11 protein-coding genes and 1 pseudogene are annotated in these 12,916 nt (G+C 70.5%); 2 read left to right on the forward strand and 10 right to left on the reverse strand.

All coding sequences use genetic code 11. From position 1 onward, the window contains the following. Together ORI94_RS34340 and ORI94_RS34345 are read right to left on the reverse strand one after the other, a co-directional pair. Positions 1-238: transposase (locus ORI94_RS34340; RefSeq protein WP_266082910.1), on the reverse strand; the 238-nt coding region annotated here is incomplete at its 3' end. A 433-nt stretch (positions 239-671) separates the two neighbouring features. Next, positions 672-1,160: a MarR family winged helix-turn-helix transcriptional regulator gene (locus tag ORI94_RS34345; protein WP_266082912.1), complete on the reverse strand. Its 489-nt coding sequence runs from the start codon at positions 1,158-1,160 to the stop codon at positions 672-674. 107 nt (positions 1,161-1,267) lie between these two features. Here ORI94_RS34345 and ORI94_RS34350 point away from each other — a divergent pair, with 107 nt between their 5' ends. Together ORI94_RS34350 and ORI94_RS34355 are read left to right on the forward strand one after the other, a co-directional pair. Continuing rightward, entirely contained in the window at positions 1,268-1,642 is a 375-nt protein-coding gene (locus ORI94_RS34350) for a DoxX family protein (RefSeq protein WP_266082914.1), read from the forward strand. A gap of 210 nt (positions 1,643-1,852) precedes the next feature. Beyond that, a complete protein-coding gene (locus tag ORI94_RS34355; RefSeq protein WP_266082916.1) occupies positions 1,853-2,245 on the forward strand; it encodes a hypothetical protein in 393 nt (130 codons plus the stop codon). A 176-nt stretch (positions 2,246-2,421) separates the two neighbouring features. Here the strand turns inward: ORI94_RS34355 and ORI94_RS34360 are convergent, their stop codons facing one another. From ORI94_RS34360 to ORI94_RS34395, 8 genes and pseudogenes are all read right to left on the reverse strand, one after another. Continuing rightward, complete coding sequence (locus ORI94_RS34360) at positions 2,422-3,399, reverse strand: hypothetical protein (protein WP_266082918.1); 978 nt, start codon at positions 3,397-3,399, stop codon at positions 2,422-2,424. Continuing rightward, positions 3,396-3,626, reverse strand: coding sequence for a hypothetical protein (locus ORI94_RS34365; RefSeq protein WP_266082920.1), 231 nt, complete (start codon positions 3,624-3,626; stop codon positions 3,396-3,398). The genes ORI94_RS34360 and ORI94_RS34365 overlap by 4 nt, the downstream gene beginning before the upstream one ends. Positions 3,627-3,672: 46 nt before the next feature. Then, positions 3,673-6,852 (reverse strand): Helicase associated domain protein, encoded by a 3,180-nt coding sequence (locus ORI94_RS34370; protein WP_266082922.1) that lies wholly within the window; start codon positions 6,850-6,852, stop codon positions 3,673-3,675. 130 nt (positions 6,853-6,982) lie between these two features. Then, entirely contained in the window at positions 6,983-8,011 is a 1,029-nt protein-coding gene (locus ORI94_RS34375) for a TniB family NTP-binding protein (protein WP_266082924.1), read from the reverse strand. Then, the gene (locus ORI94_RS34380; protein ID WP_266082926.1) at positions 8,005-10,257 is read right to left on the reverse strand and encodes a transposase; all 2,253 of its coding nucleotides are present in this window, start codon (positions 10,255-10,257) and stop codon (positions 8,005-8,007) included. The genes ORI94_RS34375 and ORI94_RS34380 overlap by 7 nt, the downstream gene beginning before the upstream one ends. Beyond that, the gene (locus ORI94_RS34385) at positions 10,254-11,288 is read right to left on the reverse strand and encodes a TnsA-like heteromeric transposase endonuclease subunit (protein WP_323056117.1); all 1,035 of its coding nucleotides are present in this window, start codon (positions 11,286-11,288) and stop codon (positions 10,254-10,256) included. Before ORI94_RS34385 ends, ORI94_RS34380 begins: the two co-directional genes overlap by 4 nt. Then, positions 11,272-12,660 carry a TniQ family protein gene (locus tag ORI94_RS34390; RefSeq protein WP_323056118.1) on the reverse strand — a complete coding sequence of 463 codons (1,389 nt, stop codon included), beginning with the start codon at positions 12,658-12,660 and terminating at the stop codon, positions 11,272-11,274. The genes ORI94_RS34385 and ORI94_RS34390 overlap by 17 nt, the downstream gene beginning before the upstream one ends. 154 nt (positions 12,661-12,814) lie before the next feature. Further along, positions 12,815-12,916 (reverse strand): annotated as a pseudogene (locus ORI94_RS34395) (IS5/IS1182 family transposase); the annotation flags it as partial.

Here is a 12,916-nt window from a genome sequence, read left to right on the forward strand (position 1 = left end):
CGTTCTCGGCCTGAAGCTCCTCGGCCGTCGGCGGGGAATCCACCGTGCTCTTCTCCGTGCTCGTACTCGTCGTGCTGCCCCCGCCATGGCGGGCCTGCTCGGCCCGCACCCAGTTACGCAGTGTCTCCCGGCTGATCCCCAGATCTTTACCGATGCCCTCGAAAGTGTGGCTCGGGTCCGACAGGTACAGCGCGACAGCGTCCGCCTTGAACTCGGGCGAGTAGACCTTCATCACCATAAAAGATGCCTCCTACCCGGCCCCTGCCGGGGCCGGGCTCAGAGGTGTCCACCACTCGGGGACAGGTCCCCCTGCGCGCTCTGCTCGTCCTGACGAACCTCGAGATCAACCGCTGACAGACGATCTACGACGAAGACTTCCGCCCACGATCAGCACGAGTACCCGTGGACACGGTCACACCAGCCCTGCTGACCAGGTATTTTCAGGTTGGCGGGAGCTCAGTGGTTCTGCCATGAGGTGTGTCAGTAGGTGCTGATGTCGACAGGCCGCCGGAAAGGGAGTTGTCGGCTGACGAGGTGGTCAATCAGGCCCTGGCACATCGGCCGGTCGCTTTGTGGATCCGGGGCTCGACTCCGCAGCCGATCGAGCCGCCGCGGACATGCGGCGCTCCGGGCGTCGGCCGGAAGGGGCGGGTTCCGGAGCGCGGCGCCGGTCAGAAGGGGCGGGTTCCGGGGAGCGGGCCGTCCGGGTCCACGGCGCGCAGCACCCGGGCACCGATCTCGCGCAGTTGTTTCGGCTGTGCCTTGGTCATCGGGTCGAAGACCAGGCGGCGCACCTCGGCGACATGGCCGGGCGCGGTCGCGACGATCTTGTCCCACCCTTCGTCGGTGAGGATCGCCAGCGTGTAACGGCCGTCGGTCGGGTCCGGCGCGCGGCGCACCCAGCCGCGCTTCTCCAGGCGGCCGACGGCCTGGGAGAGGCGCGGGAGCGAACCCTCGGAGAGCAGGGCCAGCACGCTCATCCGCAACGTGCGTTTCGGGGCCTCGGACAGGCCGGTGAGGATCAGGTACTCGAAGTGGCTGAGTCCGGCATCGCGCTGCAACTGCGCGTCGAGGGCGGCCGGCAGCCGGAACAGCATGGCGACCAGGGTGATCCAGGTCTGCTCCTCATCGGAGTCCAGCCAGCGGGGTTCGTCGGTCACAGCGTCGAGTATAGCTTCAACGCGCAAGCGACCAACGTTTGCACGTTGAAGTCATAAGGGCTACTTTTCACTTCACTGCTTAACTCAATCTGCGTCAAGGGTGAATCATGGATGTCGTCCTCTGGGTCGTTGCCGGGCTGCTCGCGGCCGTGTTCCTGTTCTCCGGCGCGACGAAAGTGCTGCGGTCGCGGGAGCAGTTGATCGCTTCCGGCCTGGGCTTGTACGCGGGCTGGCGGCCGGTGGAGATCAAAGCGATCGGAGCCCTTGAGGTACTGGCCGCCGTCGGGCTGATCCTCCCGGCGGTGACCGGCATCGCCCCGGTTCTGGTACCGCTCGCCGCGACCGGGCTGGCGGTCACGATGGCCGGCGCGATGGTGGTGCACGCCCGGCGCGGGGAGTTCTCATGGCTGGCGCCGAACCTGGCGCTGCTGATCCTGGCCGCGGTGGTTGCCTGGGGGCGATTCGGACCGTACGCCTTCTGACGCAGATCGGGCCGGGCCGTGGCGCCGGTCGCTGGTCGTCGACCTCCGGTCACTGATCACTGGTCGCGGACCGATTCCTCAGCTTGTTGTTTAAGAAGCCGTATCTCAACCGAACGTGATCGCTTGATTTTCGCTGGTCAGGCATGCTCTGGATCGGGATGAGGGAGGCATGCGGCGTCTTGTTTCGGCTCTGCGATCGAGGGGTGCGCGGTGGCGTCGGTGCTGGGAATGCTGGAGGAGCGGGAGACGGCGGCCCGGGTGCGGGTGGAGGGGCTGCGGGAAGAAGCCGCGCGGCTGGCTGGGGTGTTGGAGGCCGCGGAGATCGAGCTGGACCGGCGGGTGATCGCGCGGGAGGAGCTGGTCGAGGCCCTGGCAGCCTCGGCTGCCGAGTCCACCGCCGTGACCGGGACCGAGGCGGAGCAGGAAGCCGTGCCCGCGCCGGTGCCGGGCTCGATCGTGCCGCCGTGGCGCGAAGGCTTGCCGGTGACGGTGCTGGCGCCGGACTACCAACGGATCCTGGGCGTGCTCGATGAGCGGCAGCCGTCGGGCCAGGGACCACTCAAGGCCAGGGAGATCGCGGTTGTCGCCGCCCAGTCTTTCTGAGTTGTTGCTGTGGCTGCGAGCTGGGGTTTCTCAGTTCTTCTGGGTGATGTTCGCGGTGCCTGGGGGCCCGGAGTGTGGGGCTGGGCGGGGTGTGTCTGTCTGACCTGCGCGTACGGGGTGTGCGCAGGTTGATCGCGCGTCGTGCAGTTCCGGTGGGCTGCTACTTGATGGACGGGTCAGGTGGTGTCGGGGTTGGTGAGGTCGTCGTGGGTGAGGGTGACGCGGGTGGCTTTGCCGGCTTTGCTGGCGGTGGTGGTGGGTGGCAGGACGCGGACGTGGATGAAGTAGACGCGGACGCCGGAGATTTCGGTGTACGGGGGCCATGCGCCGGGGGTGCCGTCGGTGGGCAGTTCGAGGAGCTTGTCGGTGATGTTGTAGATGACGAGGTAGGCGGTGTGCTGCCCGTAGTCGTGGGCGTACTTGACGATCTGGTGCACGCCTTTGACGAGGTAGCCCTTGCCGCGCCCCTTGCCGTCGAAGATCTTGCCGTCGCAGACGAGGGGGTCGCGGCCGTCGAGGTCGCCGATGAGGTCGGCTTCGCCGGATGCTGAGCGCGGTTTGGCGTGGGTGATGTGGTCGCCCTCGAGGAACAGAAAGCGCTGCAGGTCGAGGTTGTAGACCTCTTCGCCGTTGGCGAGATTCGCTTTGAAGCGGGTGTAGAGCTCTTCGCGGTCGAACCACTCGATGCGGGTGCGGTAGCGCTCGAGGGTGTGCAGGATGCTGCTCTCGGCGCCGACGCGTTCGCTGAGGAAGTCGAACAGGGGCTGCAGGATGTCCTCGGCGAACTTACGCCACCTGTTCTGATGGGGTCCTTGCATGCTGTAGCCGATCGCGGCACGCAGTCCGACTTTGGGATCGCTCGCTTCTTTGGAAGCGATGTCCTGCATCAGCTCCCAGATGAGGGCGGCTCGCCCTTGCTCGGTTCGGCTGGGCCAGACGAACCGGCCGCTGCGGGTCAGTCCGGTGCGGAACCGCTCCCGGTCGACGCCTGGTTCTGCCCGGGACGCTTCCTCGAGGAGGCCCTTGAGGGCGGGTTGGCTGCTGATCCAGGTGACGGCGAGGTGGACTTCGTGGCCGGCGCTGGAGTAGGGCGCGGTCATAAGTTTGCGCAGGCGTTCGCGTACGGCGACCTGGAGGCGTTGCTGGTACTTCACCGGAAGAGGCCTTTCAGAGCTTGTGCGACCTGCTGCTGGACGACGTCGCCAGCGTTCTGCGCGCTGCCGGTCTCGTCGACCAGCCAGATGTGGGTGTAGCAGCAGGGGCAGGTCACGGCGGTCTGGGCCACGACCTCTGAGTAGCGGACCCACATCAGGTAGCCGCAGCCGGGGCAGGCCGTCTCGAGGTCCGCGCTGAGGAACTCTGTCGCGAGGGATTCGCCCATAGCGGGATTGTTCCGTATGGGTCTGACAGTGGTGGTGTTGTCGGTTCTATCCGGGGTGGATGCCGATGGTGGTGAGGAGCTGTTGCTGGTCAGGGTGGAGGGTGTTCCAGCGGGTGCGTTGCCGCTCGGTCCATCGCTGGAGCGCGGGGGAGTAGGGCTGGCCGGTGTGGTGGTGCAACTTGGCTTGCTGGTAGGTGCGTTGCCAGATGCTGGGCCAGGGTGGGTTCCACCAGGGGTCGATGGTGTCGAGTGTGTGGGTGGTGGTGGGGGCCAGGCGTCCTTGTCGGGCTTTGCGGCGTGTTTGTACGAGCCAGTCGCCCAGGGAGAAACCGTCGTGGCGGGTGTCTTTGCTGCAGGCGAGGTGGCCGTTCAGGGCGGCGTAGGCGCGGGCGTGGGCGAGGCCTGGGCTTGTGGGGTAGACGCGGCTGGTCCGGCGGCGGGCGACGGCTTTTTCTGTACTGGGGGTGATGTCCAGGTCGGTCAGGAGTTGTTGCTGTTGGGGGCGTAGGTGTGTCCAGGCGGCGTGTTGTGCTCTGATCCAGGTTCGTACGTCGGCGGGGACACCGTGGGGCCGGGTTTGTGTGGTGCGGGCGCGGGTGTAGGCGCGTTGCCAGGCCAGGTCCCAGGGTGGGTTCCACCACGGGTCGATCGCGGTCAGTACCTGGTGGCGGGCGCTGGGGGTGGTGTCGCGTCGGGCTTGTTGGCGTTGGTCGTTGAGCCAGCGGCCGAGGGGGAAGCCGTCGTGGACGGTGGAGTAGGCCACGGCCAGGGTGTGGTGGAGGGCGGCGTAGGTGCGGGCGTGGGCGAGGGCGGTCTCGGCGTAGGGGTTGAGGGGCCGGGTGCGGGCCGTCTCACCGGTGAGGCCGATGTCGGCCAGGAGGCGCTGCTGGCCGGGGTGGAGGTCGTCGTAGTGGTTGCGTTGTGTGCGTAGCCAGGTGCGCTGGGCGGGGGCGAAGCTGCGGAAGTGGTGGTCGGCGTCGAGCCGGTGGCTGGCCTTGATCTGGTCGTGGATGTGCTGCCAGGCGCGCTGCCATGCGAGGCTCCAGGGCGGGCACCACCAAGGGTCGATCCCGGTCAGGGCCTTCGCTGCGGCAGGCAGAAGTGCGCCCCGGTCGGCGTCGGTACGGGCGTGCTGGCGTTGCCGGCGCAGCCACCGCCCGAGCTGGAAGCCGTCGTGGACGGTGTCGACTGCGGCGGCGAGGGTGCCGTGGACGGCGTGGTAGGAGCGTGCGTAGCCCAGGGCGGTGGCGAAGTCGGCCTCGTTTTCGGCGGGCCGTGCGGCGGCGCCGCGGGCCTGGTGCGCGGTGATTCCGATGCGGGCGAGCAGGTCGTGTTGGAGTGTGTCGTACTGGGCGCACTGGGTGGTCAGCCACGTGGCGAGTGCGCTGGTGGTGCCGGGGAAGCCGGCCGCGGGATCCAGGACGTGACCGCCGTCGACGTGGGTGTGTGCCTGGTGCCAGGAGCGCTGCCATTCCAGCGTCCAGGGCGGGTTCCACCAGGGGTCGATCGCCGACAGCGCCTGCGCCCGGGACGAGGGGGCGCCGTGGCGGTGCTGGTGGGCGCGGTCCTTGCTGCGCTGGTTGGACAGCCACTGTCCCAGCTTCAGTCCGTCCTGGACGGTGTCGGTGGTGGCGTTCACCAGAGTGCCGTGGGCCTCGGCGAAGGAGCGGGCGCAGGCGAGGGCGCGCTGGAAGTGGGTGGCCATGTGCTTGCGGCGGGGCCGGGCCGTCTGTACGGCCTCGGGGGTGAGGCCGATGCCGGCCAGGAGGCGCTGCTGTGCGGGGTGCAGCTCGTCGTAGCCGGTGCACTGGTTGTACAGCCATTCGCCCAGGCCGAAGCTGGTGGCAGGGAAGCCGTGTTCGGGTCGCAGGCCGCCCCGGGCGCGGGCATGGTCGCGGGCTTCGTAGTAGGAGCGCTGCCACATCACTGTCCACGGCGGTCTCCACCACGGATCCAGCGCCTCGAGTTCCGCGACGTGTTCGGGCGGCATCGCAGGGAATTTCCGGTGATTCGACAGCCACCGGCCAAGCGCGAAGCCGTTGAACCGCTCGCCGATCGGAGCGGCGAGGTGGCCGTGGACGGCGGCGTAGGCGCGGGCGTGGGCCAGGCCGGTGGTGAAGGCCTGATCCGAGGTGTGCCGGAGTCCCAGGTGCAGCCGTGTACCGCCCGCAGCCTTCTCCGGCTGCCGTGCGGTGTCGCGGTAAGCGGTGAGTTCGCGGGCGATGGGGCGGGGCCGGTGCGCCATGTGCAGTGTCCACAGCCGGTCGGCGACGGCTGTGTCCGCGTCGGCCCGTACGCAGTGCTGCACCCAGAGCAGCAAAGGACCGGCCGAGGTCGAGGCGACCCGCTCGGCAAGCCACGGCCGCCCCGTGACCCGCGCCAGTTCGCCGACCAGACCAGGCACGTGAGCGAGCTTGTGGGGCAGATGCCCGCCGGTGTCGGCGAGCAGCCGCTGTCTGGTGCGTTCGTCGGTGAGGACCGAGGTGAGGGCGACGGTCTCCGGGTAGGTGACCGCGTCTCTGGCCAGCAGCCGCCACCAGCCCGGATCAGCCCCCGGCGGCGCGGTCTGGCGTTCCCGGCGCGGCCACTGTTCCTCCTCGGGCCATTGCTGCGCCCACCAGGAGACGACCACTGCATGGGCGACCGCGAACGCCTTGGCTGCGTCTGGCCGGTGGCGCAGCAGGTCCCGGTGCTGCCGGTGCGCCGCGGGCAACTCCGGCAGCCCCGCCAGATCGACCTGTTCGGTGCCGGCCGGTGCGCCGTCGATCCAGTGGGTGCCGAGCATCCAGCGCCGGTGGCGCGGGCAGATGCGGGTGTGTGGTTTCAGGTACAGCCGGGCGGGCTTGGCCCGTCCGGTGCGTGCGGCTGTGCACAGCCGGCAGCCTTCCCCCGCGGCCGGCACGACGGCCCCGAAGCGGAACCGCCCGGCTGCACCCGCCCCGTCCGGCGATACGGGCTCTTGGGCGGTCCAGGCGGGCAGAGCCCGCTGAAGGATCTCCTCGGGCACGCGGCTGAACGCGGAGATGCGGGCGCGGGCTTGGGCGTTGAGGTACACCTCGCCGTCCGTGCGGAAGCCTTTGAACAGGCCTCCGCCGACCTGGAGCAGCGAGGGGATGAGGTCTCTGACGCCGAGCCGGTAGCGGTCGGCCAGCCGGTCCAGGTACGACAGGTTCGTCTCGCCCTGCAGCGGCGCGAGCCGCACCGGCCCCGGACGTGCCGCAGCCATACGCGGCGGCGGCTGTGGTGGAAGAGAGTCGTGCATGAGGGAGCAGAGGTCGTTCCTGGAGGGTTCGGAGGGCATCCGAGCAGTGGCCAAACGGGGGATCGGGACGGACGGTTGATGCAGACGCCGCCAGTCAGGGCTGGCGTTGCGAGGGCGTCCGGTGGCGGTGTGGTGCCCGGGCCCGTTGTTCGGCGGCGGTGTCGAGTTCGATCTGTTCGAGCAGTTTCTTGGTGATCTTCTCGGTGCCGTCCAGCAGCGATACGAGGGCGGCTTCGCGGATGAGGTGGGAGAGGCTGCCCATGCGGCCGCCGGTGCGGGCGTGGAGGTAGGCGGCGTGCGTGAGCAGGGTGCCGGGCCGGTGCGCGCGCAGCCGCAGGGCGCTGTCCATGCCGCGCACCAGGTCGTGCCAGATCTGCTTGTCGGCCGGGCTGCCGTAGCGCAGCGGCTGGTTGCGCACGATTTTGAAGCGGCCGGCGAGCTGGGAGCCGCGCACGCCGGTCAGCAGCGGCGAGGATTCGACGTCGATGCCGGAGTAGACGAAGGTCGCCGGGATCCGCTCGCCGAGGTATTTCAGCTGGTCGGAGGTCTCGGCGCCGGCCCGGCTGCGGGTGTCCATCAGGTGTACGTCGTCGACCAGGACCAGCTGGGTGCTCATCTCGCACAGCAGCTCGCACACGGCGTTGGTGATCTGGATCTGGTTCATCCGTTCCAGGGCGGGCAGGCCGAGGAAGCGGGCGAACTCGCTGATGAGCATCTTCGGGGTGGAGGACGGCGGCACGGTGATGAACAGGACCGGCAGACGCCCGTCCTGGTTCGGGTGGCGGCGCCGGTCGGCGAGTTCGACGGTGCGCCCGAGCTGCTGCATGGCGGTGGTCTTCCCGGTGGTCGCCGGCCCGGAGATGATCAGGCCACGCCGGGCTCCGCCCTGCTGGCCGCGGTTGAGCAGCAGCAGACGGCGTACCGCGGTGGAGATGGCGGCCATCGCGGGAGTCTTCAGCACCACGAACCGCGCGTGGTAGTCCTCCCGCTGCTCCAGCGTCCACTCATGGTCGCCCACGTCCAGCGCCGGGGCGGGGGGTGTGTCGACGAACTGCTGCCATCCGTCCCACGTGGTCAGCGGACTGAACGTGCTCGTGGTGGCGGGCTGGGCCGCTGTCACCATGCCTGGGCCTCCTGGTACGGGTCGTAGATGCGCATGCCGCCCGCCCTGGCGGCGCCCAGCGCCTGCTCAGAGGCCTGGGCCCGGGCCGTTTCGGCCGTCGGCCCGTATGCGTCGGCCTCATCCGCGTGGCCTGCCGCGGCGTCCTGGCCGTCGGCAAGGGCGGCGAGAAGGTAGTCCTCGTCGTCCTGGTTGTCCTCGATGTCGTCCAGGCTGTCGTCGGCGTCCCAGCCGCCGGCATCTGGGAGCGGGACGGTGAAGGAGCCGGGCAGCCCGAACGAGGCCCCCGGCGCCAGAGGCGCAGGCCACTGCTGCGGGGTGGTGGCGGGGGAGGGATCGGTCATCTGCGCGGCCGCCTGGGCCCGGGCGGCCACCGTCCGCTCTCGCCTGCTGCCCAGTCCCTGGCCGGCACGGCGCAGCAGCGCATCGAGTGCCTGGGCGATCGCCGCCTCGTGCTCTTCACGGCCATGCCGGCGTTCCACGGTGCGGCGGACGTGGTCGAAGGTGAACGCGGTGAACGGGCGCCTGACCGCCCCCGCGTGGACCCACGGCACCTCGAGCCATCCCTCGGGCAGGCGCACCCACACCCGGTTCGGATCGTAGGGGTTGTGGTGGACCTCCCACCGTCCGTTCTTGTCCGCCCGCGGTGAGCGGCGGCGCCGGTAGGGGTTCAGGCCGGGGTGGTCGTAGGTGCGGTAGCCGAAGCGGACGCCGTAGTCGTTGACGGCCTGCCACCGAAGAGGCAGCAGCTCGACGTAATCATCGGCGGACAAAGGCACCGGCACATGCCCGGTCACCGCCACCAAAGCCGCCCACATCTCGTTCGGGGAGACGGCGACCCGCGGCATCATCGGGTGCCGCAGCGCCTCGTGCCGGCGCTCCTGCCACCCGCAGATGACCCATTCATCCAGCAGTTCCTGAAGCTGCGTCAGGCTCCAGCAGGCATCCTGCTCCGCGGCCGCGCCCCGCTGGGAGACGTCCGAGCCGGTGTGGCCCGGCAGGTACTGGCTGAACCCGTCGGCAATCGCGTGGAAGGTCCGCTCCACGTTCCCCTTCGCCGGGCCGTTCGCCGGCGGCACCGGCTGCACCGACACCCCCAGGCTCTCGCACGCGGAGACGAACGACGCCGACACATACACCCGGCCCTGGTCCACGACCACCGTCTCCGGCATGATCACCGGCCGGGCGGCAGCCTGCTCCAGCCGCGCGTCCAACGCGATCAGCCGCTCGTAGGGGATGACCGACCGCTGCATGGACAGTGCCGCATCCCAGCCCGGCCGCATCGCCGTCGGTACCACCATCTGCGCCAGCAGCATCGCCGCGTCCACCGACGTCGTGCCCACCGGACGCACCACCGCCGCGCAGATGCTGCGCGTCGCCACGTCCAGCGCGATACACAGTTCAAGACGGCCGGTCACACCGTCGTCCAGGACCGCCAGTACATCCAGCGGCGTGCTGTCCAGCATCACCAGCTCACCCGGCCGCAGTGCCACCGTCGGCGTGAAGGGAGGTGCCGGCCGCGACGCATGCCACCGCCGCTGCGCCGCTGTCCCCAAAAGGCCCTGTCCGTCGGCCACCGCGTGCACCAGCCGGTTGAACGTCGACGCCGGCGGCAGGGCCACCGCCCCGGCGCCGTACTCCTCCTCCAGCAGCCACCCCACCCGCCGGCGCAGCCGCACCAGCGTGCCCGTCGACCGCTCCCGCTGTCCCTCCAGCACTGTCCTGACTGCCGCGACCACCCGCTCATCGGCCCGCCCCACCGCCGACCGCTCACGCACCGCCCGGCCGTCCACCAGCCCCCACAAGCCCTCGCTGCGGTAGCGCGCCCGCATCCGGCGCACCGTCGCCGCACTCGCCGCCCAGCCCGCCGCCGTCAACTCCTCGGCCTTCGCCCGCTCCCGCTGCTCCAGACTCCGCGCCGCCGGATCGAACTGCTCACGCGGGGCGCCCTGCCCGACCGCGTCAGGAAAGCCGGTCTCCACCTCCCGCACATGCCGCTGCCACGCCAGAGCCCGCTCCCGCACCTCCACCGGCAGCGCCTCCAGCAGCCCGAACGGCGGCACCCTCCCCGGCACCGGTCCGCCTTCCACCTCGAAGGACGGATCGGCGAACAGGTAGGGCAGCAGCACCACCGCCGAGGCGCCCTCGTCACTCACCAGCGTGGCCCGGGCGCCTTCCAGCACGGCGAGCGTCCATACCCGCCCGTCGTAGCGAAGGCGCGCCCCGACCTCGACAACCGCCTGCGTCACGCCGCTTCGGCCTCCTGCCGTGCGACCGAGACGAGGGCACGCTCGTGCAGCGGTTCGTCCAGCCGCACCCGCAGCACACCGCTCCACAGCGCGTGAAAGACCGCAGGCCACACGGCGATCGGATCCCCCAGCTCATACACCGCCTCCGCCGCCGGCCGCGGACTGCCGAAGGCCTCCGGCAGAGCCGGCGTCCACGGCCCTGCGGCGTACCGGGGATGCCGGTATCCCGCCAGCCACCGCACGTTGGCCACCAACACCGGATCCGGCGGTCCCGCGAGCCGGTAGGACCAGCCCGCTGCCTTGGCGGCATCCGCCACTACCCGTGCCCGCGCCGCCAGCCGGGCAGAGGGTCCGCTGCGTCCGGCGCAGTCGAGCAACAGGCCGCTGCCGTCCTGAAGCCTGGCCATCAGCTGCGGTGCATGACCGACGACCTTGCTTTCCTCACGCCACACCAGTTCCACCGGCCGGCAGGCCAGCGCCACCACCGCCGGATCCCGGTCCAGCAGCATCAGCGCGGTCCGCATGACACCGGACCCGTACGCCACCAGCCGCCCGGTCGTCGACGACCACCACCAGCCCGGAGCCACACGCCGCCCGGGCCGGACGGGGAAAGGCCGTACTACAGGACTCTCCTCGAAAGGGACGTCCTGCGCAGCCTCAAGCCACGGGACCTGACGCGAGCACCCCAGAGGGTCTCGAAAGCGCACATCGATCAGGCTGGCATCTACAGCCGCAGCTTCTTCGCGTCGAACAGCACCACCCGTACTGTGCGGCTCGAGGATGCGGCACCCGGCCCCGGGCACCGCGGACGATGCGGCCTCCTGGCTGCTGTCGATGATCACGTACTCCACACAACGCCATGCCTGACCTGCCGCGCAGGAGAACTGGCCGGTAACCGCAACATCGGTGCAACCAACGGATGTTGGGCTGCACGCGGCACCCAGGCTGCCGCGACCGGGTACCGGTGTCAGTGCAGAGTCCCGCACTTTCACGTTCCCATTGCAGGCCGTTGTGTCAGTCCTCGCCCTCACCCAGGGCGAACACCGCGGCCAGCTCCTCGGCGGGCAGACGGGACCACTGAGCCACCTCCTTAAGCGCCACCCCGGAGGCGACGGCTGCGGCGGCGGTATGCACGAGGGCCTGGTCGATCAGATCGGCACTGTGGCTGAGGTGCTCCAGCAGGGTGCGGGCCACCTCGGCGGTGGTGCCGCTGTGCACGCCGCGCAACTCCACCAGCTGTTCGCGCGCCTCGTCGACCAACTGCGTGATCCGGAACCGTTGCTCGGCGCTCACGGTGGCCCGCCACCGGGTCCCCGAGCCGCCCGACTGGGCTTCTGCCGCCATGACGCGCAACTGGCCGGCCATCGTGGCGGGCTGCTGTTCCCGCTTCAGGTGCCACGGATCCTCCCGCCAGCCCGGTGGCCCCGTCTCGTGGCGGCGGGCGCGCACGATCGCGCCCTTCCAGCCGTTCAGCGGGCTGCCGTGGTCGGCCGCAAGTTCGGGCCCCAGCCAGGTGCGGCCCACCCGCTCGCCCAGCCGGTAACAGAACGCATCGTCGGCGCCCCGCACCCGAGGCCGCATCCCGCCGCTTGCCTGCCAGGCAACCTCGGCCATCGCCGGCTCCAGCAGCGCCTGCGCCACGGCCACCACCTCCGGAAAGATCGCCGCGTCCCGGCCCACGATCCGCCACCACGCAAGCCGCGATCCTGCGTTGCCGCCCGCCAAATGGTGCAGACGGCGCGGCCAGATCTCCTCCTGCTCCCAGGACAGGGCCTGCTCCCACCAGCGGGCCACCACCGCATGCGCCAGCGTGAACGCCTGCTCCGGCTCCACCTCGGCCCGCACCGCACGCCGTGCCACGCCCGGCCACTGCCGCTGCGCGGCCGCCACCTCCGGCAGCAGGCGCAGATCGAGGTGTTCCAGCGGCTGGTCGGCGTCCGCGTCCAGCAGCCAGCGTCCGTGCCTATGGCAGACCCGATGCCAGCGTGGCAGGTAGCGCACCGCTCGCAGTGCCTGTCCGGTGCGCCGCGCGGTGCACAGCCGGCAGCCGAACGCGGCCGGACCCGCCACCGTGCCCGCCGCCCGCCACCGTGCCTGTGCCACCCCGGCCGCCCGGCCGGTGCTGATCTTGGGGTCGTCCATGGTGAAGGCAGGCAAAGCGCGCGCCAGTACCTTGGGCTCCACCCTGCACAGCTCGGCGAGCACCCGCCGCCCGGCCCCGTTGAGGACGACCTCCGCGTCCGCCCGCGCACCGCCGCCGTCGTGCCGGGCGGGGGAGTTGCGGCATGTCCACAGCCGCAGCACACCGCCGGTCGGGAGACCGTAGCGGGCCGCCACACGGCTGATCAACGATGCGGTCAGCTCCCCGGCCAGCGGCACGGTCCGCAACACCCCCGCTGCCACACCACACCCCCGATGCCGTTTCCTGCTCGGTGCCGGCCCCACACGCGCCTCACAGCCAGCCCGCGGGCCCCTGCCTGGGTGGCTCGCGTCCGGCGGGCTGGCCGGGTTCCGAGGGCCGACTGCACAAGGCTAGGGCCTGTTGTGAAAGTGCTGGTCACAGCCACTCGTTGATGGCTGCGACCAGCACGGTCGCTTCGTAGCGGACGGCGAGTTTGTCGTAGCGGGTGGCGACGGCCCGGTGGCGCTTGAGCCGGTT

The organism is Streptomyces sp. NEAU-W12 (assembly GCF_026242095.1).
GTDB lineage: Bacteria > Actinomycetota > Actinomycetes > Streptomycetales > Streptomycetaceae > Streptomyces.

What these genes read in the sequence shown, in the direction of transcription:
- ORI94_RS34350 (WP_266082914.1), top strand. Translation starts at nt 1,268, where the DNA reads ATGGATGTCGTCCTCTGGGTCGTTGCCGGGCTGCTCGCGGCCGTGTTC.
- ORI94_RS34365 (WP_266082920.1), bottom strand. Translation starts at nt 3,626, where the DNA reads ATGGGCGAATCCCTCGCGACAGAGTTCCTCAGCGCGGACCTCGAGACG.
- ORI94_RS34370 (WP_266082922.1), bottom strand. Translation starts at nt 6,852, where the DNA reads ATGGCTGCGGCACGTCCGGGGCCGGTGCGGCTCGCGCCGCTGCAGGGC.
- ORI94_RS34375 (WP_266082924.1), bottom strand. Translation starts at nt 8,011, where the DNA reads ATGGTGACAGCGGCCCAGCCCGCCACCACGAGCACGTTCAGTCCGCTG.